Below are 21,051 nucleotides of genomic sequence, written 5' to 3'. Positions count from 1 at the left end.
CATTCGTTGTCGTCACCGGACTTCGTTCCCTTCCCGGAGTTCCTGCTGTGTCGGACGTTCGGAGAGGATCACCGTCTCGAGTGCGCGCATCGATTCGTCGAACGCGGCGGCCATCGAGGAGCGGAGGATCTTGTGGACGAGGGCGCCGAGCGGGGCCGGCCCGAGCGTGAAGTGGAATTCATAGGTCATCGAGGTGGCGGCGTCGCCGACCGGCGCGAACCGGAAGATGTTGACGACGTCGCGCAGCGGCGCAAGGCCCACACCGGAATCGATTCGCAGCGTCTTCGGTTCGAGGGTGCGAACGGTCCACTCGGCGCGCGACGTCAGCGGACCCACCGACGTGACACGTTCACGATACGACTTGCCGACGGTCGCGGGACCGTGGTGGGCGGTCACCTCCCGGACACTCACCACCCAGTCGCCGTAGCGCCCGGTGTCCGACGTCAGCTCCCACACCTCGTCGAGCGTGGCGGCGAGAACGCGCTGCGCGCTGATCACGAAGCGATTGGGCATGATCACATCTTCCCTTCGGCCGCAATGACTTCGGCTGCAGATGATTCACCGGAACGGACGGCACCGTCGAGGTACCCGTTCCAGTACGGCGAGTGCTCCGCACCGGCCCAGTGCACTCGCTGGAAAGGCACGTCCCGCCACATCCCCAGTTCGGTGACCACGCCGGGCGCGAGCACCGACGTCGGGCCGCCGCGCGTCCACTCTTCCTTGGTCCAGTCCTGTTCGATCCACTCGACGGGTGTGAGCGCCTGCTTCCCGACGACCGTGGCGAAGGCCCGGAGCACCGCTCCTCGGCGCTGACCGGCCGGGAGCGACACCCATCGCCGCCACTGGGCGCCGCCGACGAAGCCCATCAGAATGCCGGGGCCGCCGTCCGGTGGGGAGTTGTCGAACATGGAGCACACCGGCGAGGTGGGATCCCGGAAGACCCCTCGACCCGACAGTCCGTCCCTGCGCCAGAACGGTTCCGGATAGACGGCCTCGATCTTGCAGAGCGTGCCGAGTGCCATGCGTGAGAAGAGTGCGTCCTGCTGGGCCGGGAGCAGCGGATCCCAGGCGATTCGGCTGGCCAGCACGGGAGGCACAGCGACGACCACCCGGCTCGCGGACCATTCACGGTTGTCGCTGAACACCCGTACGCCACGTCCATCCTGCTCGACCCTCCGCACCGGCTCGCCGAGCGCCACCGCATCCCCGAGCTCGTCGGCGAGCCGCAGCGAGAGCATCTGGGCACCGCCGTGGAAACGCGAATCCTGCGCTGCCCCAAGCACTCCGATCATCCGCTCGACGGTACCGGCGGTGTATTCGTTGCCCGCACCGGCGACGTACCACAGACCGAACAGCGCGGACGCGTCGGTGGCGGACCCACCGAACGCCGAACCCAGCAGGACGTTGAGCAGGTCCAGTCCGCCGTCGGTGACCGCGCCGCGCCGGATCCAACTCGTCAGCGACTGCGAGTCGAGAGAGCGTGCCCCACGCGCGTTCCACGGCTCGTCGACCGGGATCGACCTGGCGGCCCGGTTCACCCGGAGGATCAGCGCGCCCACGTCGGCCAGCGCGGCGGGGTCCGGCGGAACGTCACCGGTGAACGTCCGGGCCGTGCCGTTCTTGACGTAGGTACTGAGCCCCTGATCAAAGGTCGAGAAGGTCTCGACCCCCAGCTCCTTGGCCAGTGCCCGGACCCGGTCCTGGGTCGGGCCCACGAACTGGCCACCGGAGTCGACGATCCGGCCGTCGCCCAGGTCATGATTGAGCGTGCGTCCACCGACCCGGTCACGCGCCTCGACGACCTGCACGGCCAGTCCGGCGTCCACGAGTCGACGGGCTGCCGTCAGCCCCGCCAATCCGGCACCGACCACGATCACATCGGTTGTCGATGCCACGGTCACCTCCCCCACTCCTCGGCTGCGAACAACTCTCGGCTCAGTCCGCGCCGGCCGTCGAACCGATCCGACGGCCGCACCGACCGACGGTCGCGGGAGACACGTTAGGCAAAGTTTGGCCAAATGGCCAGACTTTGCTCGATAAGTATTCTCGTCCCATGAACCCCTCACGTCGCTCGCACTACGCACGCGGACGCGAACGACGCACGGAGCTCGTCGCCGCGGCAATTGCGGTGATCGCCGAGAAGGGGCTCGAGCGCGTCACATTCCGAGCCGTCGCCGACCGGGCCGGGTTCCCGGCCTCCACCACCAGCTACTTCTTCGACTCGGTCCCCGACGTGATCGACGCGGCCATCACACAGATCGCGGACGCGGTCACCGACAAGGTGGCCACGCTGCTCACCGCGGCTCGGTCCGAGACGGTCGGCCGGGACGAACTGGCCGAGGCCCTGGTGGAACTCGTCACGGGGCAGGACAACGACGATTCCGTCGCACAGTTCGAGGCATATCTCGCGGCGCGACGGCGACCCGAACTCGCGGAGGCGGTCCATCGCATCATGGGCGCAATCGAAGAGGCCACCGAACGCGCCCTGGAGATGTTCGGGGTGGAGAACCCCGCGCTACCCGCACGCCAGTTCGTGGCCCTGATAGACGGTTTCACGCTGCACGAGATCGCCCGGCCGGGCGATCCGGTGAGCCGCGTCGCCCTGCGGGACTCGATGATTCGGCTGCTCGAGTCCCATCTGTCGAGCCCGGCGACGTCCCGCTGAACCACCGACACGACGGCTCGACCGGGCGACCACCGACGTCGCGCGAGGGTTCAGGAGGCGCCGACGTGGGCGGTCCAGATCGCACCCGCTGCCGGCAGGGCGCCCTTCGGTATCCGACGGTCCGGACGCCACAGACCCGACGCCTGCAGGGAGTCCTCGTGCCGGAGGTCGACCCGTTCGGCGTCGATCACGAGCGCCAGTTCGGGAAGCGCGCCGCCGCCCTGCACCCGTGCGCGCACGGCGGGGTCGGTGGTCACGTGGGCCGTACCGCGCACCTCGAGGACGCGGTCGTCTCCGGGGACGAGGGCGAGTAGCGACACGGCGGGATTGGCGAGGAGGTTTCGGAAGGTGTCGGTGCGCCGGTTCCCGGGTCGGTCCGGCAACGCGATCCGGTGGGAGTCCAGAGGCACGAGGAAGCCGCGGTCGTCGCCCTTGGGGCTGACGTCGCCGTGACCACCGGCGTCGGTGCTCGACAGCGTCAGGAACGAAGTCGCTCCCAGGAACGCCAGCACATGCGGGTCATCGAACCCGCTGTCCTCCATGGTGATCGGAGCAAGTTCGGACGGCTGGTGGTCGCGCCACAGTTTCGAGCGGGTGACGCACCTCGCGCAGTGGAGGAACGCCTCCTCGACGTCGAGGACTACCGACTCGCCGTCGCGCCGCACCCGCCCGTTCACTCGCAGCGTCTCGCCGTACCCGGGTACCAGCGCCACCAGCCCTGCGGGCGCGCCGTCTTCGACGTCCGGCGGCACGACGCCTCCGGCCACGTCGACGCGCAGCGCCGTCGCATGCTCCGCCGTCAGGATCCCGGGATCGCCGCCGACGACCACCGAATGCTGTGCGCCCGAACGCCCCTGCACTCCCACTACGGCGAACGGCGCGAACGACAGGAAGGCGACACAGTGCTCGTCGAGCACCGAGATCGACTTCTCGAGCGTGAGCGGCGGCTGCTCGCCGTAGATCGCCTCCAGCTCGGCAACTGTCGAGATCGCGGACACGGGACGCGCCTAGCCGACAGTGGGAACGGAGGTCGCCGGATCGTCGTCGGACGCGGCGGCCAGCGCCGGAACGGTGGCGTCGATCAGGTACGGCAAGCTCAGCGGGCTCGCGAACCCGAGCGCGGCGGGCACGTCCGTGCCGAACTCGCCGAGGTAGACGGTACGGTCCTCCTTCACGACACCGAGCTGCGCGAACACCGGATTCGACGCGAGCTGTTCCTTGGTGGCGCCGAGGACGATCAGGTTATCCTGGTCGAGCAAGGCCAGCTGTTCGGCGCTGATCGAACCGGTCTGCGCAGGCGTCGAGAATCCGAGGTTGGTGAAGAAGTCGCCACGCGGATCGCCGGCCTCGAAGATGTAGAAATCGCCGTCCATGTACATCGCGACCGCGGCGGTGCGGCCCTGGAACCGCGGGTTCGACGTCTTCGCGTCTGAAAAGTCCGACTCGACGGACTGCTGCAGTTCGCGAGCCTCGCTCTCCTTGCCGAGCGCCCGGCCGATCGTGGCGAGCTGATCCTGCCACGAGCCGGAGCCACCGCTCGCCCCCTTCAGGTCCCCGATCGTCGGGGCGAGCGCCGCCAGAGTGTCGTAGCCCGACTTCTCCGTCAGCGAGTACGTGCCGACGATGAGATCCGGATTCGCCTCCGCGATCTTCTCGTACTGCAGATCCATCTCGCCGACCTCGGGGATGTCGCGGGCATAGCCCGCCGCCCACGGCCGATCCTTGTAGGCATACCCGGAGTAGGCGCGGGTCGCCACAGGCGTCTCACCGAGCGCCAGCACGAAATCGAGATCGTTGAATCCGACCGTGACGATGCGTGAGGGCGCTTCCTCCACGGTCGTGGAGCCGTACGCGTGCTCGATGGTCACCGGGAACGCCCCGTCCCCCGAGGACGCGGCACCGTCATCGGTCGCGGCGTCGGAACTGCACGCGACCAGAGAGAACGTCCCGGCCAGGGCGACGAGGGAGAGCGCGAGCGAACGCCGACGAACAGTCACAGCAAAGACCTTCCCAAGAGGTTAACTGACGCTAACCTAACTCGAGGGTGTCGGCCGGACCAACACCGCCCCGGTCGGAGCCCTGCGGCGATAGGCTTGGCGGCGTCAGCGATTCCCGAGGAAGGGGTCTCTCGTGGCACCATTCCCAGCCCTCACCCACATCGCCGTCACCGTGTCCGACATGGCCGTCAGCACCGAGTGGTACACCCGTCTGTTCGGGGCGCCGCCGGTACTCGACGAGGACGAGGAATCCGGCGCCTTTCATCACGCCGTGTTCGCGCTCGGCGGCGGGACGATGTTCGGCCTGCACACCCACACCGGGTCGAACCCGGACACCGCTTTCGACGAACGGAACATCGGTCTCGATCACGTCGCCTTCACTTGCACCACAAAAGAACTCGACTTCTGGAAGTCCCGCCTCGACGAACTCGGCATCGCCCACGGCGGCATCCGGACCGCCGCCTACGGCTCGGGCCTGTCCTTTCGCGATCCCGACAACATCGCGCTCGAGTTCTTCGCACCACCCGGCTGAACCCGACTGCTTCCGAGTCGAATTGCGCGTGCCCGGGTCTCGGACGCCACCTTCTGTGATTGATGAGATTCAGGAGGTTCATGAGAGCATCGAGGCGTGAGAGCACAGCCGGAGATGGATCGGGCGGGAAATCGGGCTCGATCCCGTTCGCGGAACGTCCCCAGTTCCACCCGCCGCGACAAGACGAAGACGACACCGAGAACCGGGGAGACCGGGCCGGTGCCGAGAACTCGGCTCGGCGTGTGGCTTGCGCGCCCGTTGTTCGATTTCCACGTAATCCTCAGCGTGACAGCCCTGTTGGTGACCGTCGGGCTGACCATGGTGCTGTCGTCGTCGAGCGTCGAGTCGTTCGTGACCTCCGGATCGCCCTATGCGCGATTCCTTCCCCAGTCGATGTATGCGGCCATCGGAGCCGTCGCCTTCGTCGCCATCGTGCGCATCGACACCAGGACGCTGCGCACGTGGGCGCCGTGGCTCCTCGGAATGGCCGGGGTGCTCCTCGTCCTCGTCCTCGTTCCCGGAATCGGTGTCGAGCAGATGGGCGCCCGTAGCTGGTTCGTCGTCGGCGGAATCTCCTTTCAGCCATCGGAGTTCGCGAAGGTCGCGCTGGTGCTCTGGTGTGCGCATCTGATCGCCAACTACCAGTCGGCGGGTGCCGACGTGAACACCGCACTCAAACCGCTGGCCGTGGTGAGCGTGACGGTCATGGCGCTCGTCGTGCTCCAGCGCGATCTCGGCACCATGATCACGATCGGCATCATCTTGATGTCGATGCTGTGGTTCGGCGGATTCCGCACCCGCACGGTCGCCACGATCACCGTCGCCGCCGTCTCGACGTCGGTGGTCCTCGGCCTGACCGCGGGCTACCGCTCGGACCGGATCAAGGCCTTCATGAATCCCGACCTCGACCCGCAGGGGTTGAACTACCAGACCATCCAGGCCAAGTACGCCCTCGCCAACGGTGGGTTGTTCGGCAAGGGCCTGGGGCAGTCGGACGCGAAGTGGAGCTACCTGCCGCAGTCCCACAACGACTTCATCTTCGCGGTCATCGGTGAGGAACTGGGCTTCGTCGGCGCGGCCATGCTCATCGGGCTGTTCGTGGTAGTGCTCCTGACCGGCATGCGGATCGCTCAGCGCTCGACCGATCCCTTCCTGCGTCTTCTCGCGGCAGCGTCCACCACGTGGATTGTGCTGCAGGCGTTCATCAACGTCGCCTACGTCGTCGGCCTCATACCGGTCACGGGACTTCAGCTGCCGTTGATCTCCGCGGGCGGCACCTCGATGATCACCACGATGATGATCTTCGGATTCATCGCCCACGCCGCACTACGCGAACCCGAGGCTGTCGTCTCGCTGCACGACGGCGGTGGACGCTGGATGCAGGTGGTGTTCGGACGCCCCACGCGGCCGGCGACCGCCCGAGCCGTGTACCGGCGCACCACCGAGCGCGCCGCGGACCGCATCGGTCACACGCGACGACAGGGGCGCGGGGACGTCAGCCGAGCTGCTCGAACAGGGACACGATGATCCCTTCGGGCCCACGCACATACGCCATGCGCACGCTGCTCTCGTACTCGCCGATGCCACCGACGAGCCCGTACCCGTCCGCGGCGACCGCATCGACGGCCGCCTGGAGGTCGCCGACCTCGAAGGAAACGTTGCGCAGCCCGAGCTCGTTCGCCATCGCCATCGGCGACCCCGACGCGTGCTCGGGTGTGACGAACGACGACAGTTCCAGCCGGGCCCCCGCGCCGGGCGGCCGCAGCATCACGATGTTGCAGTGCGCGCCGGGGATGCCGCACACCGTCTCGACGAACTCCCCCTCCACGGATCCGGTGCCCTCCACCTCGAGTCCGAGACCGACGAAGAACGCCGTCGCCGTGTCGAGGTCCGCGACGGTGATGCCGACATGGTCGAAACGTTTCACGTGTGCCATGGCATCCATCCTGCGCCCGTCGTCCAGCCTCACGCCGCCGGCCGCCGCGCCACGACAGCGAAGCTGAGCGGAATCCGGGGCGCGCCCTGCCGCAACTCCCAGCCTCGTGGACAGGGCACCAGATCCTCGAACGCCGGCCAATCCATGTACGGCAGCTCGGCCAGAGCCTCTATCACGAGCCCCGCGTCGAGCAGCGCGCCGACGACCTCGCCGAGATCGTGCCGCCATTCGTAGTTCGTGACCTGACTGATCCGACCGGCAGAGTTCTCGGTGTAGGAGCCCGAATCGTCGTAGCTGCGGTACCCGTCACCGCCGAGATAGTCGTCGCAGATCGACCACGGTTCGTGGTCCATCGCCCCCAGGATGGGGTGATCGTCGCGGATCATGAACACCCCGCCCGGAACCAGGAGATCGTGAATCGATCGCGCCCAGTCACCCAGTTCCGGCAACCACGCGATCGTTCCCACACTCGTGACGACGACGTCGAAGCTACGGTCCACGAGGCTCGATGCGAAACGCACATCGCCCTCTAACCAACGGATTTCACGGCCGTCCGCGTCGGCGATCCGGCTCGCATGCCTCAACGAGTTGGGCGACAGATCCACTCCGTGCACGTCCACCGCTCCCAGTCGTGCCCACGAGATCGTGTCGGTCCCGATATGACACTGCAGATGGAGGAGACTTCGACCTCGTATGCCCGTCCCCGAAAGGTGCGGTTCCAGGACCGACAGGTCGTTGCGGACGACAGTCGAGATCCTCTCCGGGTCGGCGAGAAACCCGTTGACGTCGTACATCTGTGAGGATGCGTGAACGTCCGCCCGCTCGTTCCAGTTCGCACGGTTGGCGGCAATGGCATCGGCGATGTGCATGACGGATCCTCTCGGCAGTTCACGGTCACCGGTGTGTACCACACGACCGATGCTCGGAGACAGCCATTTTCACCGCCGTCGCCGGTCGGGACCGCCCCGGGCAGCTCCCTCACCTGTACCGAGGTGCCGACCGCCTACTTCTCCTTCGCCGCCTTCGCGGCAGCCTTGGCGGCCTGCTTGAATTCGCGCACCTCGAGCAGTGTCTGCCTGTCGACGACGTCGGCGATCGACCGACGAGAGCCCTCGTCACCGTAGGCTCCGGCCGCCTCACGCCAGCCCTCCGGCTGTACGCCGATCTGCTTACCCAACAGCGCCAGGAAAATTCGAGCCTTCTGGTCGCCGTACCCGGGCAGCGCCTTGAGCCGCTTCAGCACTTCCTTGCCGCTCGGCCGGCCCGACGTCCAGATCGCGGCGGTGTCGCCGTCGTAGTGCTCCACGATGTAGCCGCACAGCGACTGGATGCGCTCCCCCATCGACTTCGGGAACCGGTGCACCGCGGGCGGCTGCGCACACACCGCGATGAAGTCGTCCGGGCTCATCTCGGCGATCTTGTGGACGTCGAGGCCCCCGAGACGGTCGTCGAGCTTCTTCGGTCCGGCGAAGGCGGTCTCCATCGGCACCTGCTGATCGAGCAGCATGCCGATCAGCAGCGCGAGCGGATCCGACGCCAGCAGGGCGTCCGCTTCGGGGTCACCGACGAGGTTCAAGGTGAGGGCCATACCCCGATCCTGCCATCCGGGCGGGTTCCGCAGACGACCATCGCCGTCACCGGCCGGGCGGTCGCCGCCAGGCGACCACGACGACTATGACGCCCGCGGTGATGGCGATCGTCGCGGCCAGCGCCTCGAGCCAGTGCCCGAACAGCGTCGGCTGATCCACCGCCGGCACTGCCGCAAGCGCAGCGAACACCGCAACCACCGCGATGACACCGGCCGCGACCGACCACGCCTGCGCGATCCTCGAGTGCCGGTGTCCGCGACGTTCGGCACTGCGCAGCAACGCCCGCTCGATCACTCGCGTCGCCTCCCCCAGTTCGGCGTCGAGCGCTGCCATCTCCGTCGACAGCCGCCGGACCAGCATCGTCCGCAGCTGTGCGGGCCCCATCCTGGCCAGTGCCGCTCCGTCGTGCCGCGCCTCGGCGACCAGCAGCACTCGCTCCATGCGCCGCGCCTGCACGGCCGCGACGTCGTCGAGGGCCGCCAGCAGGCGCGAATCCTCGAGTGCCGCGTGATCGCGCAGATGATCGAGCACCAACCGGTAGTCGGCGGCGTGCCGCGCCCGGACGGCGACCCACGGGACCAGGGCCCGGATCATCTCGCTCACCCCGAACACGGCGTGATCGTGATCTGCGGCGACCGCCTCGAGGTCGAGCAGGATCGCGCCCGCGTCCTCCCGGACGGCGACGACGGCGCCCTCCCGCGCGGGCCGTTCGGCGAGGGCCACGCGGTCCCACCGCCACCCGGCGACATCGGTTCCGCGCCCACCCACGCCCTGCCGGACGCGGTCACCGCCGTCGCCGCGCACCTCGACGACCAGTCCGGCCGACGCGCGTTCGTGCCCGGTACCCGCGACCAGATCGGCCAGCCGGACATTCGGCAGCACAGCGTGCGCGTCCGGGAAGACGTCACGCAGACGCGTGTCGGTGGTGAACCCGAAGGGCGCGAGCAAGCGGTCGACCGCGCCGTCGACGCCGCTCGCACGCCAGTCCGCGAGCCCCTCGACCGGATCGGCGGTCCAGTCCTCGCACGCGAGCACCACCCCGTGACCGGGAACCACCCACAGCGACAGGCAGTGCGCCGGTGGTCCGACATGGATCGGGGCCGAGCCGTTTCCGAACACCAGCGGGTCTGCCGTGAACTCGACGCACTCCCGTACGGCGAGCAGGTTCACCGGCAGCGACACGCTCACCGGGTCGGGATTCGACGCGGGCAGGAACGGCCCGGACCCGCAGCCTCCCGGCAGCTCCGAACGCTCGGCCGAGTCGTCCGGCATGTCCGGAATGTTCAGTGCCAGAAGGAAGACGTCGAGGCAGCCCGCTGGACGCGACGACGCCGTCGGTAGTCCACGCCCCTCGACAACGGCCGGGGTGGCCAAGACACTCACCACTTTCGAACCCACCGCGACCGGCGCGGCGACCCTGGCCGGAGTATGTCAGCTTTCCGCCGGAACGGGAACCCCGATCAGACGTCGGAACGACCCAGCAGCGCCGACGCCCCCTCGACCAGCAGATCGCGCCACTGGATGTAGTCGTGGCCGCCGCAGAACTCGCGGTAGGTCACATCGAACCCTCTGGCCCGCAGTAGGTCCCGTACCTCGCGATTCTCCTCGATCAGTCGGGGCTCGAGCAGCCCGGCGGCCATCCAGAAGCGCGATCCACCCACCTCGAGCTCCGCGAGCCGATCCTGGATGGACCGTCCCGCCATCGGGGGCCGCGGCCACCAGAACGATCCCGACAGGCTCACCGCTCCGCCGACATGCTCGGGGGCCTGCAACGCCGCGTACGTGGCGGCGAGCCCGCCGTAGCTGGACCCGCCGGCCAGCACCGACGAGGGATCACCGGTGGCGCCCCAGCGCTCACGCAGATGCGGCAGTAGGTCGCCGGTGAGTGCGTCGAGAAAGTCTGGACTGCAGGGTAGTTCACGTGATCGCAGCCCCGGTTCGATGCTGTCGATCATCACCACCAGCGGCACCCGGTAGCCACGAGCTCCCAACCGGTCGAGCGCGGACGACAGCGGAATCTCGACCGCAGCCACCCGGCCGTCGAAGACGACCAGCACCGGACGGTCCCGGTCGGCGATCCCCGGCGGCTCGTAGAGCCAGATGCTCCGTTCCACGCCGGCAAGCGAGCACGTTTCCTCGGTCATGTGCCCGCGTGGCAGTACCCCGTGAACCCACCACCGTTGCGCGGGCGCCCCCGGCATCACCGCCTCCGAGCGCGCGGGCAACCCCATCGACGCCACAACCGGGAGCGGGTTCAGTTCGTCGGTGACGAGACCGGCGAGCACGCCGCGCCACCACTCCCATTCCGTCTGTCCGGCAGCGGGTTCGGTGATCGGGTCGACGCGAGGCAGGAATCCGTAGCCGCCGCGCCACGCCTCGGGCACCTGCCGCGACAACACCCACAGATCACTGCCCGGCAACCGCCGCAGCGCGTTCGCGTCCGGATCTCGGCGGTCGGTGACGCCGTTCGCCTCGAGATACACGTGCCGCACGGGTGACCCCGCCGGCGCCCGCCACACGAACGTCACGGTCGCGAACCCCGGCGGCCCGGGATCGATCAACGGGCCACCCTCCACCTGCAGGCGACGCTGCAGGTCGTCTACCGCTTCGACATCGAACATAGGTACCCCTTACTTAGGTGACGCTTTCCTAATAGTAAGGTCGGGCCACCTACCCCTCAGGAGGACCCCCCTTGCTATCCACAACCCTTCGTCGGCGCTCGGTCGGCACCCGGATCGCGGTCACCCTCGGCGCCCTCGCGATCGGCATGTCGACGGCGGCGTGCTCGTCGGACGGCGATTCCGCGGACGCCGCGGCAGCGACCACCACCCAGTCCGGCGAGTGGCCGCGCACCGTCGACACCGCCACGGGCCCGGTCACGCTCGACGCCCAGCCGCAGCGCATCGTCTCCACGAGCGTCACGCTCACCGGGTCGCTGCTGTCCCTCGACGCACCGCTGATCGGCACGGGTGCACAGCCGAAGAGCACGGTCACCAACGATCAGGGACTGTTCACCCAGTGGGCCGACGTCGCCGCCGAACGTGACGTCGAGGTGCTCTACCAGGGCCAGCCGAACGTCGAGAAGATCACTGCGGCCGCCCCCGACCTCATCGTCGTCTCCACCAGCGGCGCCGACTCGGCCGCACAGCAGGTCGCCACGCTGTCGCAGATCGCACCGACGTTGCTGTTCGACTACTCCGACAAGTCGTGGCAGGACCTGACCACCCAACTGGCCGCCGCGGTCGGCAAGGAGGATCGGGCGACCGAGCTGCTCGCCGAGTTCGACGCGAGGATCGACGAGGCCAAGAGGGCGATCGCACCGGCACTGCAGAACGGCGCGGCCCCGGTGAACATCCTCACGTACAACTCGCCGGACGATTCGAAGATCTTCACCGCCGAATCGGCACAGGGCCGCTTGATCTCCCGACTCGGCCTCACCGTCGGCGAACTGCCCGCCGAGATCGCAGGTAGCGGCGCGGCTGCCGGACGTTCGGACATCGTCAGCGTGAACATGGAGAACCTGCCCCGCGCGCTCACCGGCGCGACGACGTTCGTGATCAACGCGCAGCAGCCGGGCGCCGACAGACTGAAGGCCGATCCGACGCTCGCCGCCGTGCCGTCGGTGCAGCGCGGCGCAGTCTTTCCGCTCGACTTCGACAGCTTCCGCCTGGACTTCTACAGCGCGAACAACGTCGTCGACCGGATCGTCGCGGCGCTGTCGTAGTAACGCCACCCGGGGGGAAATGCACAGTGGCCGGTCACCGCGAGGTGACCGGCCACTGTGGCGTTCGACGGGCTACTGCTTGGTGAGCGCGTGCTCCGCCGCGGCGAGCAGCACGCAGGTCGCGACGCCGTCCATCGCCTTGGCGAGCTCGTCCATCGACGGGAAGCTCGGGGCGAGGCGGATGTTCTTGTCCTCGGGATCCTGCTTGTACGGGAAGGCGGAACCGGCCGCGGTGAGCGCGATGCCGGCCTCCTTCGCGAGCTCGATGACGCGCTTCGCGGTGCCGTCCACGACGTCGAGGCTGATGAAGTAGCCACCCTTGGGCTCGGTCCACGACGCGACCTTCGTGTCACCGAGACGGTCCTCGAGGATCTCGAGCACCTTGGCGAACTTGGGAGCCAGGATCTCGCGATGCTTGTCCATGTGCGCGCGGACACCGGCGGCGTCGCCGAAGAAGCGCAGGTGACGCAGCTGGTTGACCTTGTCGGGACCGATGCTCTTCTTGCCCAGATGCTGCTGGTACCACGCCAGGTTGGCCTCGGAGCTGCCGAAGAAGCTCACACCCGCACCGGCGAACGTGATCTTCGACGTGGACGCGAACACCAGCGGACGGTTGGGGTTACCGGCCGCGGCGGCCATGCCGAGGATGTCGTGCGCGGGCGCGCAGTCCGCGACCAGCGGATGCACCGCGTACGCGTTGTCCCAGTAGATGCGGAAGTCGGGGGCCGCGGCCGGGATCGACGCCAGGGCCCGGGCGACGTCCTCGGAGTACACCGCACCCGTCGGATTGGAGTACGTCGGCACACACCAGATGCCCTTGATCTGCGGATCGGACGCCACCAGCTCGGTGACCCTCGCCATGTCCGGGCCGTCGTCGCGCATCGGGATCGCGATCATCTCGATGCCGTACGACTCGGTGATCGCGAAGTGCCGGTCGTAGCCGGGCGCCGGGCACAGAAATTTGACAACCGACTCCTGCGCCCACGGCCGCGCGGAGTCCGGGGTGCCGTGTAGCAGCGAGAACACGATGGTGTCGTGCATGATCTCGAGGCTCGCGTTGTTGCCGGCCATCAGGTTCGCCGTCGGAATACCGAGCAGCTCGCCGAAGATCGCGCGCAGCTCGGGCAGACCCGTCAGGCCGCCGTAGTTGCGGCAGTCGGTACCGTCGCCGTCCCGGAAATTGTCCTCACCCGGAAGCGCGAGCAGACCGTTCGACAGATCCAACTGTTCCGGTGCCGGCTTGCCACGAGTGAGGTCCAGCTTCAGCTTCTCCGCCTTGAGCTGCTCGTACTTCGCGGTCTGACGCTCGAGTTCGGCGCGAAGTTCTTCATGGCTCATCAACCCGATTTGGGTTTGCACAGGCATCTGGGCGGCCTTTCACCGACACGACCGGTCGGGGACGGGAAGAGATAGGGGACCCCGCGCACCCGGCAGAGCCCGTTGACCCTTGCTGCCTTCCGGCCCTGGGGGAGTTCACAGGATGCGCGCCGCGCGGGATCCGCCTACGAGTGTAACCGGACGATCGGGAATCGCGGTGATCCACCCCTCCCGCAGACCCCGTTTGGCATTCCCACCCCTCCAACAGGTAGGCTCCCCCACGGAGGATTCGCCTAGTGGCCTATGGCGCTCGCCTGGAACGCGGGTTGGGTTAACGCCCTCAGGGGTTCAAATCCCCTATCCTCCGCCACGGGAAGCCCCCGGTGACATGTCACCGGGGGCTTTTTCCTTTTGCCGTCACCTCCGTCTTGCCGTGACCTCCGTCGCAGTCGTGCCGGAGCCCGTCGTCCGGCGTTTGCCGCAGCCGCGATCTGGGCATTCGGTCGAGGAAGCGAGACGCGGCCGCCGCGGCCGCACGACGGAAGGAGATCCGGTGGGCGACGCCGATGCCGACACCATACGAACCGATCAGCTTGTCTTCCAGAACCCGGTGACCCGGTACCCGGTGATCGAACCTCCCAAGCAGCATCAGCCCGAGCCGGGGTTGGACAGCGAGCTGCAGCCCCGGGCCGACATCGGCGAGTTCTCGTACCGCGGCACCGGGCGTCTGGAAGGGCGTAAAGCGCTGGTGACCGGCGGCGACTCGGGCATCGGCGCGGCCGTGGCGATCGCGTTCGCGCGGGAGGGCGCCGACGTCGCGATCGCTCACCTGCCCGCCGAGGAGGACGACGCGCAGAATGTCGCCCGCATCGTCACCGAGAGCGGCCGAACGGCGGTGACCGTGAGCGGTGACCTCACCGACGCGGAGTTCTGCCGACGGATGGTCGACGAGGCGGCCGAGCGGCTGGGGGGCCTGGACATCCTGGTCAACAACGCGGGCAAGCAGATCGTCGCCGACACGTTGGGTGAGCTGTCCGACGAGCAGGTCGAGCAGACGTACCAGACGAACATCCTGGCGATGTTCCGCACCACGCGCGCCGCCCTCGCCCATCTCCCGGCCGGCAGCTCGATCATCAACACCACGTCGGTCGAGGCGTACATGCCGGCGCCGACGCTGCTCGACTACGCGTCGACGAAGGCCGCCATCAACAACTTCACCAAGGGGCTCGCCAACCAGCTCGCCGACAAGGGAATTCGCGTCAACGCCGTGGCGCCGGGACCGATCTGGACGCCGCTGCAACCGAGCGACGGGCAGCCGAAGGAGGCGCTGCCGGAGTTCGGGCACAGCACCCCGATGGGACGCGCGGGGCAGCCGACGGAACTCGCCCCCGCGTACGTCTACCTCGCCTCACCGGAGTCGAGCTACGTCACGGGATCCACCCTTCACGTCAACGGTGGCATGCCGTCGCCGTAGTGCCTCCGACGGCCACAGCAGAGGAGACGTTCCGATGACTACTCGCGCACCGCTCGCCCTGGTCACCGGGGCCTCGAGCGGTATCGGACTGGAACTGGCGAAGCTCTTCGTCGCCGACGGCTACGACGTCGTCGCCGTCGCCGAGGATCCCGACCTCGAGGCGGTTGCCGCCGGCTTGTCCGCCGGGCCCGGCACGGTGCACGCCGTCGTCGCCGACCTCCGCACGGAGGCGGGCGTGGAGACGGTCGGCAAGGCGCTCGCCGCGGACGGACGTCCGCCGGCCGCCGCGGCACTCAACGCGGGCATCGGCCGCGGCGGCACCTTCCTCGACACCGACGTGACCGAGCTACTCGACGTGGTCGACCTCGACGTGCGCGGTACCGTCCACCTCGCCAAGATCGTGCTCGACGCGATGGCCTCGGCCCGCGCGGGCAAGGTGCTCGTCACCTCGTCCGTCGCGGCGACGCTGCCCGGGCCGTACCAGACGGTGTACAACGCCTCGAAAGCGTTCCTGCAGTCCTTCACCGCCGGGCTGCAGTCCGAACTGAAGGACAGCGGCATCACCGTCACGTCGTTGATGCCCGGCGCCACCGCCACGAACTTCTTTCGTCGAGCGCGACTGGAGGATTCGGTGATGGGGCGCATGCCGAAGGACGATCCCGCCGACGTCGCCCGGCAGGGCTACGACGCGATGCAGGAGGGACGGCGGAAGGTGGTGGCCGCCTCCTGGAAGTCCAAGGCTCTCGCCGCGGCGGGGGCGGTCCTGCCGGGATCCGTCAAGGCCGCCGCTCACAAGTTCCTCGCGAAACCCCGACGATCGCAGTGAGTTCCGGCGTCACCCACCCGGGGCGTCGGTGATCTTCTCCCCTGCCGGGTTGAGCGCCCACCACAGATTGTCCATGCCCTGTCCCGCAACGGATCCGGGGCGTGGATCGCCGGCGAACAGGTACAGCGGCATCCCGTTGACCGTCACCTGCTTGCCGCCCTGCGGGCCCGGGATGGTGCCGATCACGCCGGAGACGCCCGCGATCTCGGGCCGGGACTCGTCCGTGGTCACGGGCGGCCACATCTGCAGGCACACCGCATCGCACGCGCTCGCGTTGGTGCCGGGTTCGTCCCGGTCGTAGGCGTAGACGGTCATGTTGTCGACGTTCACCACGACCTGACCGATGCTCGATTCCCCCGTCGTCAGCACCGGCCCCGCGGCCGGCACGGTGGACGGCATCGTCGTCGTCGAGGGGACGGGGCCGGAATCGTCGTTGTCGGAGCAGCCGACGAGCGCGGCCCCCACCGCGACCGCGGAGAGCGAGATCACCAGGATTCTTCTCATGCCGTTACTCCCGTCCGTGTGTCCTGCCCGGCCCGATTCGGGCCCGGGTTGTCGGTGGCGGCTCCTACCCTGAGCGTCATGGGGTGGTACACGCCGACGACCGTCGCACCGGACCTGTCCGAGGCACTCGTGTGCGCATGGTCCGCGAACGCCGAGGGGCGGCACCTGCTGGTGCCGGACGGCTGCGTCGACGTGCTGTGGATAGCGGGTGTCGGCGTCCGGGTCTGCGGCCCGGAGACGTCGGCGTGGTCGTTCACCCTGCCGCCGGGCAGTGAGTCGTTCGGCATCCGGTTCCGCCCGGGCGCGGCGCCGCACGTACTGCGGACGTCGGCGGCACAGATCCGTGACATCCGCGTCTCGCTCGCGGATGTGCTCGGTGCCGCGGCCGAACGGATGCTCGTGGACCGGCTCGAGCACGCGCACGACACCTCGGAACGGTTGACGATCCTGCAGGACACCGGCCGGAGCTGGCTGGCGGCGCGGCACGAGCCGGACCCGCTGGCGGCCCGGATCACGTCGGCGCTCGCCGTCCGCTCGTGGACCGTGGAGAGCCTGGCGGACGCGTCGTCGATGACCAGTCGGCAACTGCACCGACGCTGCAACGAGGCGTTCGGGTACGGGCCGTCGACGTTGCGGTCGATCCTGCGCCTGCAGCGCTTCATGGCGTCGGCACGCGCCGGCCGCCACCGCGGCCTCGCGTCCCTCGCCGCCGAAGCCGGTTTCAGCGACCAGGCCCACCTGTCGCGGGAGTGCCGGCGAATCGCATCACTGACACCGACCGCACTACTCGACAGCGAGGCCCCCGACTGGCACGGCGACGCGTCGGTGCTCGACGCCGGAGTCCGATCCGTACAAGACCGCACCGCCGCGACGGACGGAGAATCGGCCGCATGATCACCACCGAATCCACCCCGGACCTGTACCGGCGGCTGGCCGCCGCCTTCACCGACCGCGTCGACGCGGTGCCCGCCGACCGCTGGGAGGCCGCGTCGCCGTGCGAGGGCTGGACCGCCCGCGACGTCCTCACCCACGTCGTGGAGACGCAGTCGCACATGGTCGGCGTCGTCGGACTGTCCATCCCCGACGGCCCCTCCCCAGCACACGATCCGGCTGCGGCGTGGCGGCACACCCGGGACGCCGTGCAGGCGATCCTGGACGACCCCGCGAAGGCCTCGCTCGAGTACGACGGGCATTTCGGGCGCACCGATCTGGCCGCCACGATGCGCACCTTCTACTGCTTCGACCTCGTCGTTCACGGCTGGGACATCGCCCGGGCAGCGGGGCTCGACGAGACGATCCCGGACGTCGATCTCGACCTGCTCGACGCCGTCGTCGCGCAGTTGGGCGATTCGCTCCGTATGGACGGCGTGTGCGGGCCCGCCCTCGACGTGCCCGTGGACGCCGATCGGCAGACACGCATCCTCGCCACGCTGGGGCGCTCGTCCTGACCGCGCCACGCGCGGCGGCGACGTCATGTGTCGTCGCTGCGTCGGTGCGTCCGACGCCGTTCCTCCTCCGGTGGCGGTCGGCGATCGCTGTCCGCCTCCCGGTCGCTGCTCTCGGGCACTTCCGTCAGTTGTTGCTTGGCCACCCCCGGGCCGATGTGTGCCTCGGCCCGCATCCGCTCGATCATGTGCGGGTAGTGCAGCTCGAAAGCGGGCCGCTCCGAACGGATTCGCGGTAGTTCGGTGAAGTTGTGCCGCGGTGGCGGACACGTGGTGGCCCATTCCAGCGAATTGCCGTAACCCCACGGGTCGTCGACCGTGACGACCGTGCCGTAGCGGAAGCTCTTGAAGACGTTCCACAGGAAGGGCAGGGTCGACGCGCCGAGGATGAAGGAGCCGACGGTGGACACCGAGTTGAGCACGGTGAAACCGTCGCTGGGCAGGTAGTCGGCGTACCGGCGCGGCATGCCCTCGGCACCGAGCCAGTGCTGCACCAGGAATGTGCTGTGGAAGCCGATGAACGTGAGCCAGAAGTGCCACTTGCCCAGCCGCTCGTCGAGGAACCGTCCCGTCATCTTGGGGAACCAGAAGTAGATGCCCGCATAGGTGGCGAACACGATCGTTCCGAACAGCACGTAGTGGAAGTGCGCGACGACGAAGTAGGAGTCCGTGACGTGCCAGTCGAGCGGCGGGCTCGCGAGGATGACACCCGAGAGTCCGCCGAACAGGAACGTGACGAGGAACCCGACCGCGAACAACATCGGCGCCTCGAACGTCAACTGCCCCTTCCACATCGTGCCGATCCAGTTGAAGAACTTCACACCGGTCGGGACCGCGATGAGGAACGTCATGAAGGAGAAGAACGGCAGCAACACCGCGCCGGTCGCGTACATGTGGTGCGCCCACACCGCCACCGACAGCGCGGAGATCGCGATCGTCGCGTATACCAGGCCCGTGTAACCGAAGATCGGCTTACGGGAGAACACCGGGAAGATCTCCGAGACGATGCCGAAGAACGGCAACGCCACGATGTACACCTCGGGATGTCCGAAGAACCAGAACAGATGCTGCCACAACAGGACTCCGCCCGTGGCCGGGTCGTAGACGTTGGCGCCCACCACCCGGTCGGCGAACAGGCCCATGAGTCCCGCGGTGAGGATCGGGAACGCCACCAGGATCAGGATGCTGGTGATGAAGATGTTCCACGTGAAGATCGGCATCCGGAACATCGTCATGCCAGGTGCCCGCAGACAGATGACCGTGGTGATCATGTTGACGCCGCCGAGGATCGTGCCGAGGCCACTGAGGGCCAGGCCCATGATCCACAGGTTGGCGCCCATGCCCGGCGAGTGGAGGACGTCGCTCAGCGGCGTGTAGGCGGTCCACCCGAAGTCTGCGGCACCGCCCGGAGTGATGAAGCCCGCCGACGCGATGAGGGCACCGAACAGATAGGCCCAGTAGCTGAAGGCGTTGAGCCGCGGGAACGCCACGTCCGGCGCGCCGATCTGCAGCGGGAGAATGTAGTTCGCGAAACCGAAGACGATGGGCGTCGCGTACAGCAGCAGCATGATCGTGCCGTGCATCGTGAAGAGCTGGTTGTACTGCTCGTTCGAGAGGAACTGCATCCCCGGCACCGCGAGTTCGGCGCGCATCAGCAGCGCGAGCAGACCACCGAACATGAAGAAGGCGAACGACGTGATCAGGTACATGATCCCGAGCACCTTGGGATCCGTCGTCGTGATCACCCGGTAGATCAGACTGCCCTTACGGGCGAACCTCGCCGGATACGGGCGAACGGCAACGGGTTCGGATGCGACGGTGGCCACCGGTCCTCCTGACCGCACGCCCCGCACTCCGGGCGCGCTCCCTCGTCGAGACGTGACCGGTCGCGGCCTGCTCGACGCTTCGACACGGCAACCGGCACAAGCTCAGCACTGTGGACGCTACGCCTCCGGCCCATCGTTGGCTACGGGATTCGTCCACCTCCACCGGGCGCAAAGGGGCCGCCACGCCCTCGATAAGCTGCAGCAATGCCGAAAGAGGTCGACCCATCGTCGCAAGCGGGACGATTCGCCCCCAGCCCGTCCGGCGACCTGCACCTCGGCAACCTGCGCACCGCCCTGCTCGCGTGGCTGTTCGCCCGATCCACCGGGCGCCGCTTCCTCGTCCGCGTGGAGGACCTCGACCGGGTGCGGCCCGGCGCGGCGGAACGTCAGCTCGCCGACCTCGCCGCGCTCGGACTCGACTGGGACGAGGACGTCGAGTACCAGTCGACGCGACTGCCGCTGTACGACGCGGCGATCGCCCGCCTGCAGCGCGCCGGTCTGACCTACGAGTGCTTCTGCACCCGGCGGGAGATCCTGAAGGCGGCGTCGGCGCCGCACGCCCCGGCGGGCGCCTACCCGGGCACGTGCCGCAACCTTTCGGAGGACGCGCGAGCCGAGCGTCGGGCGAGCGGGCGCCCTCCGGCCGTCCGGCTGCGGGCGGGCACCGATCGATTCACCGTGCACGACGTCCTGCACGGCGACTACACCGGCGCGGTCGACGACCTGGTCCTCCGCCGCGGTGACGGCATCCCCGCCTACAACCTCGCCGTCGTCGTCGACGACGCGGCGCAGGGCATCGACCAGGTGGTGCGTGGCGACGATCTACTGTCGTCGGCGCCGCGTCAGGCGTACCTCGCGGGGCTCCTGGGGCTGCCCGCGCCCACGTACGCGCACGTGCCACTCGCCCTCAACGCCGAAGGCAAACGGCTCGCCAAGCGTGACGGTGCGGTCACGTTGGCCGACCAGGCCGCGCTGCGGCACACCCCGGAGGACGTACTGAGCATGCTCGCGCGGTCGCTGCACATGGCCGGCGCCCGCGAGGCCGTGACGCTGCCGCAACTCCTCGATCGCTGGGATCCGAAGGCGCTCCCCCTGGACCCGTGGGTTTACGTCGTGTGAATCTCCGCCGGCGCATATACAAAACAGACCATTCGCGACGTAGGGTCACGACGAAAGATTCATCATCGCCGTGAGCAATACCCCGACGACGAGAACC

21 protein-coding genes, 1 tRNA gene and 1 other RNA gene are annotated in these 21,051 nt (G+C 68.4%); 10 read left to right on the top strand and 13 right to left on the bottom strand.

Annotated elements, in window-relative coordinates:
* Nucleotides 1-12: 12 nt before the first annotated feature.
* Both A6I89_RS20145 and A6I89_RS20140 read right to left on the bottom strand, forming a co-directional pair.
* Nucleotides 13-513 (bottom strand): SRPBCC family protein, encoded by a 501-nt coding sequence (locus A6I89_RS20145; RefSeq protein ID WP_044990352.1) that lies wholly within the window; start codon nt 511-513, stop codon nt 13-15.
* 2 nt (nt 514-515) lie between these two features.
* The gene (locus A6I89_RS20140) at nt 516-1,895 is read right to left on the bottom strand and encodes a flavin monoamine oxidase family protein (protein WP_044990351.1); all 1,380 of its coding nucleotides are present in this window, start codon (nt 1,893-1,895) and stop codon (nt 516-518) included.
* A 158-nt stretch (nt 1,896-2,053) separates the two neighbouring features.
* Between A6I89_RS20140 and A6I89_RS20135 the strand changes: the two genes are divergently transcribed.
* Complete coding sequence (locus A6I89_RS20135; protein WP_013414627.1) at nt 2,054-2,665, top strand: TetR/AcrR family transcriptional regulator; 612 nt, start codon at nt 2,054-2,056, stop codon at nt 2,663-2,665.
* Between the two features lie 50 nt (nt 2,666-2,715).
* Here the strand turns inward: A6I89_RS20135 and A6I89_RS20130 are convergent, their stop codons facing one another.
* Nucleotides 2,716-3,663, bottom strand: a complete 948-nt coding sequence (locus A6I89_RS20130) for a pyridoxamine 5'-phosphate oxidase family protein (RefSeq protein WP_022593619.1) — start codon at nt 3,661-3,663, stop codon at nt 2,716-2,718.
* Nucleotides 3,664-3,672: 9 nt separating this feature from the next.
* Nucleotides 3,673-4,662 carry an ABC transporter substrate-binding protein gene (locus A6I89_RS20125; protein WP_022593618.1) on the bottom strand — a complete coding sequence of 330 codons (990 nt, stop codon included), beginning with the start codon at nt 4,660-4,662 and terminating at the stop codon, nt 3,673-3,675.
* A 133-nt stretch (nt 4,663-4,795) separates the two neighbouring features.
* Here A6I89_RS20125 and A6I89_RS20120 point away from each other — a divergent pair, with 133 nt between their 5' ends.
* Complete coding sequence (locus A6I89_RS20120) at nt 4,796-5,194, top strand: VOC family protein (RefSeq protein ID WP_022593617.1); 399 nt, start codon at nt 4,796-4,798, stop codon at nt 5,192-5,194.
* A gap of 114 nt (nt 5,195-5,308) precedes the next feature.
* Nucleotides 5,309-6,721: a putative lipid II flippase FtsW gene (ftsW, locus tag A6I89_RS20115; RefSeq protein ID WP_044990339.1), complete on the top strand. Its 1,413-nt coding sequence runs from the start codon at nt 5,309-5,311 to the stop codon at nt 6,719-6,721.
* Here ftsW and A6I89_RS20110 read toward each other — a convergent pair.
* The 5 genes from A6I89_RS20110 to fes form a co-directional block, all read right to left on the bottom strand.
* A complete protein-coding gene (locus tag A6I89_RS20110) occupies nt 6,690-7,130 on the bottom strand; it encodes a VOC family protein (RefSeq protein WP_022593615.1) in 441 nt (146 codons plus the stop codon). The two genes, ftsW and A6I89_RS20110, sit on opposite strands and share 32 nt — an antisense overlap.
* Before the next feature lie 29 nt (nt 7,131-7,159).
* Nucleotides 7,160-7,999, bottom strand: a complete 840-nt coding sequence (locus A6I89_RS20105) for a class I SAM-dependent methyltransferase (protein ID WP_022593614.1) — start codon at nt 7,997-7,999, stop codon at nt 7,160-7,162.
* A 134-nt stretch (nt 8,000-8,133) separates the two neighbouring features.
* A complete protein-coding gene (locus A6I89_RS20100; protein WP_013414620.1) occupies nt 8,134-8,718 on the bottom strand; it encodes an HhH-GPD-type base excision DNA repair protein in 585 nt (194 codons plus the stop codon).
* 46 nt (nt 8,719-8,764) lie between these two features.
* A complete protein-coding gene (locus A6I89_RS20095) occupies nt 8,765-10,102 on the bottom strand; it encodes a hypothetical protein (RefSeq protein WP_232244856.1) in 1,338 nt (445 codons plus the stop codon).
* Nucleotides 10,103-10,179: 77 nt separating this feature from the next.
* Entirely contained in the window at nt 10,180-11,340 is a 1,161-nt protein-coding gene (fes, locus tag A6I89_RS20090) for an enterochelin esterase (RefSeq protein WP_022593611.1), read from the bottom strand.
* Between the two features lie 71 nt (nt 11,341-11,411).
* Here fes and fepB point away from each other — a divergent pair, with 71 nt between their 5' ends.
* Nucleotides 11,412-12,443 carry a Fe2+-enterobactin ABC transporter substrate-binding protein gene (gene fepB / locus A6I89_RS20085; protein WP_022593609.1) on the top strand — a complete coding sequence of 344 codons (1,032 nt, stop codon included), beginning with the start codon at nt 11,412-11,414 and terminating at the stop codon, nt 12,441-12,443.
* Between the two features lie 72 nt (nt 12,444-12,515).
* On the opposite strand, the gene A6I89_RS20080 is transcribed toward fepB, so the two are convergent.
* Nucleotides 12,516-13,808: an aspartate aminotransferase type Ic gene (locus A6I89_RS20080; protein WP_044990336.1), complete on the bottom strand. Its 1,293-nt coding sequence runs from the start codon at nt 13,806-13,808 to the stop codon at nt 12,516-12,518.
* Between the two features lie 43 nt (nt 13,809-13,851).
* An RNA gene (gene ffs / locus A6I89_RS20075) (signal recognition particle sRNA small type) lies at nt 13,852-13,946 on the bottom strand.
* Between the two features lie 96 nt (nt 13,947-14,042).
* Here ffs and A6I89_RS20070 point away from each other — a divergent pair.
* The 3 genes from A6I89_RS20070 (at nt 14,043) to A6I89_RS20060 (ending at nt 16,060) form a co-directional block, all read left to right on the top strand.
* Nucleotides 14,043-14,130 (top strand) — tRNA-Ser (locus A6I89_RS20070).
* 183 nt (nt 14,131-14,313) lie between these two features.
* Complete coding sequence (locus A6I89_RS20065) at nt 14,314-15,234, top strand: glucose 1-dehydrogenase (protein ID WP_022593606.1); 921 nt, start codon at nt 14,314-14,316, stop codon at nt 15,232-15,234.
* Nucleotides 15,235-15,268: 34 nt separating this feature from the next.
* Nucleotides 15,269-16,060 carry an SDR family NAD(P)-dependent oxidoreductase gene (locus A6I89_RS20060; RefSeq protein WP_022593604.1) on the top strand — a complete coding sequence of 264 codons (792 nt, stop codon included), beginning with the start codon at nt 15,269-15,271 and terminating at the stop codon, nt 16,058-16,060.
* A gap of 9 nt (nt 16,061-16,069) precedes the next feature.
* Here A6I89_RS20060 and A6I89_RS20055 read toward each other — a convergent pair whose 3' ends face one another.
* A complete protein-coding gene (locus A6I89_RS20055; protein WP_044990334.1) occupies nt 16,070-16,564 on the bottom strand; it encodes a COG4315 family predicted lipoprotein in 495 nt (164 codons plus the stop codon).
* Nucleotides 16,565-16,642: 78 nt separating this feature from the next.
* On the opposite strand from A6I89_RS20055, the gene A6I89_RS20050 reads away from it, so the two are divergent.
* Nucleotides 16,643-17,458, top strand: coding sequence for a helix-turn-helix domain-containing protein (locus A6I89_RS20050; protein ID WP_022593601.1), 816 nt, complete (start codon nt 16,643-16,645; stop codon nt 17,456-17,458).
* On the top strand, nt 17,455-18,012 hold the full coding sequence (locus A6I89_RS20045) for a TIGR03086 family metal-binding protein (RefSeq protein ID WP_022593600.1): 558 nt from the start codon (nt 17,455-17,457) through the stop codon (nt 18,010-18,012). The genes A6I89_RS20050 and A6I89_RS20045 overlap by 4 nt, the downstream gene beginning before the upstream one ends.
* 23 nt (nt 18,013-18,035) lie before the next feature.
* On the opposite strand, the gene ctaD is transcribed toward A6I89_RS20045, so the two are convergent.
* The gene (gene ctaD, locus A6I89_RS20040) at nt 18,036-19,835 is read right to left on the bottom strand and encodes an aa3-type cytochrome oxidase subunit I (protein ID WP_022593598.1); all 1,800 of its coding nucleotides are present in this window, start codon (nt 19,833-19,835) and stop codon (nt 18,036-18,038) included.
* 204 nt (nt 19,836-20,039) lie between these two features.
* Between ctaD and gluQRS the strand changes: the two genes are divergently transcribed.
* Nucleotides 20,040-20,954 carry a tRNA glutamyl-Q(34) synthetase GluQRS gene (gene gluQRS, locus A6I89_RS20035; RefSeq protein WP_022593596.1) on the top strand — a complete coding sequence of 305 codons (915 nt, stop codon included), beginning with the start codon at nt 20,040-20,042 and terminating at the stop codon, nt 20,952-20,954.
* The last annotated feature ends 97 nt before the right edge of the window (nt 20,955-21,051 follow it).

Source organism: Prescottella equi, assembly GCF_002094305.1.
GTDB classification, from domain to species: Bacteria; Actinomycetota; Actinomycetes; order Mycobacteriales; family Mycobacteriaceae; genus Prescottella; species Prescottella equi.
The sequence above is the reverse complement of the archived record's forward strand: the minus strand, read 5'-3'. Positions and strand labels throughout refer to the sequence as shown.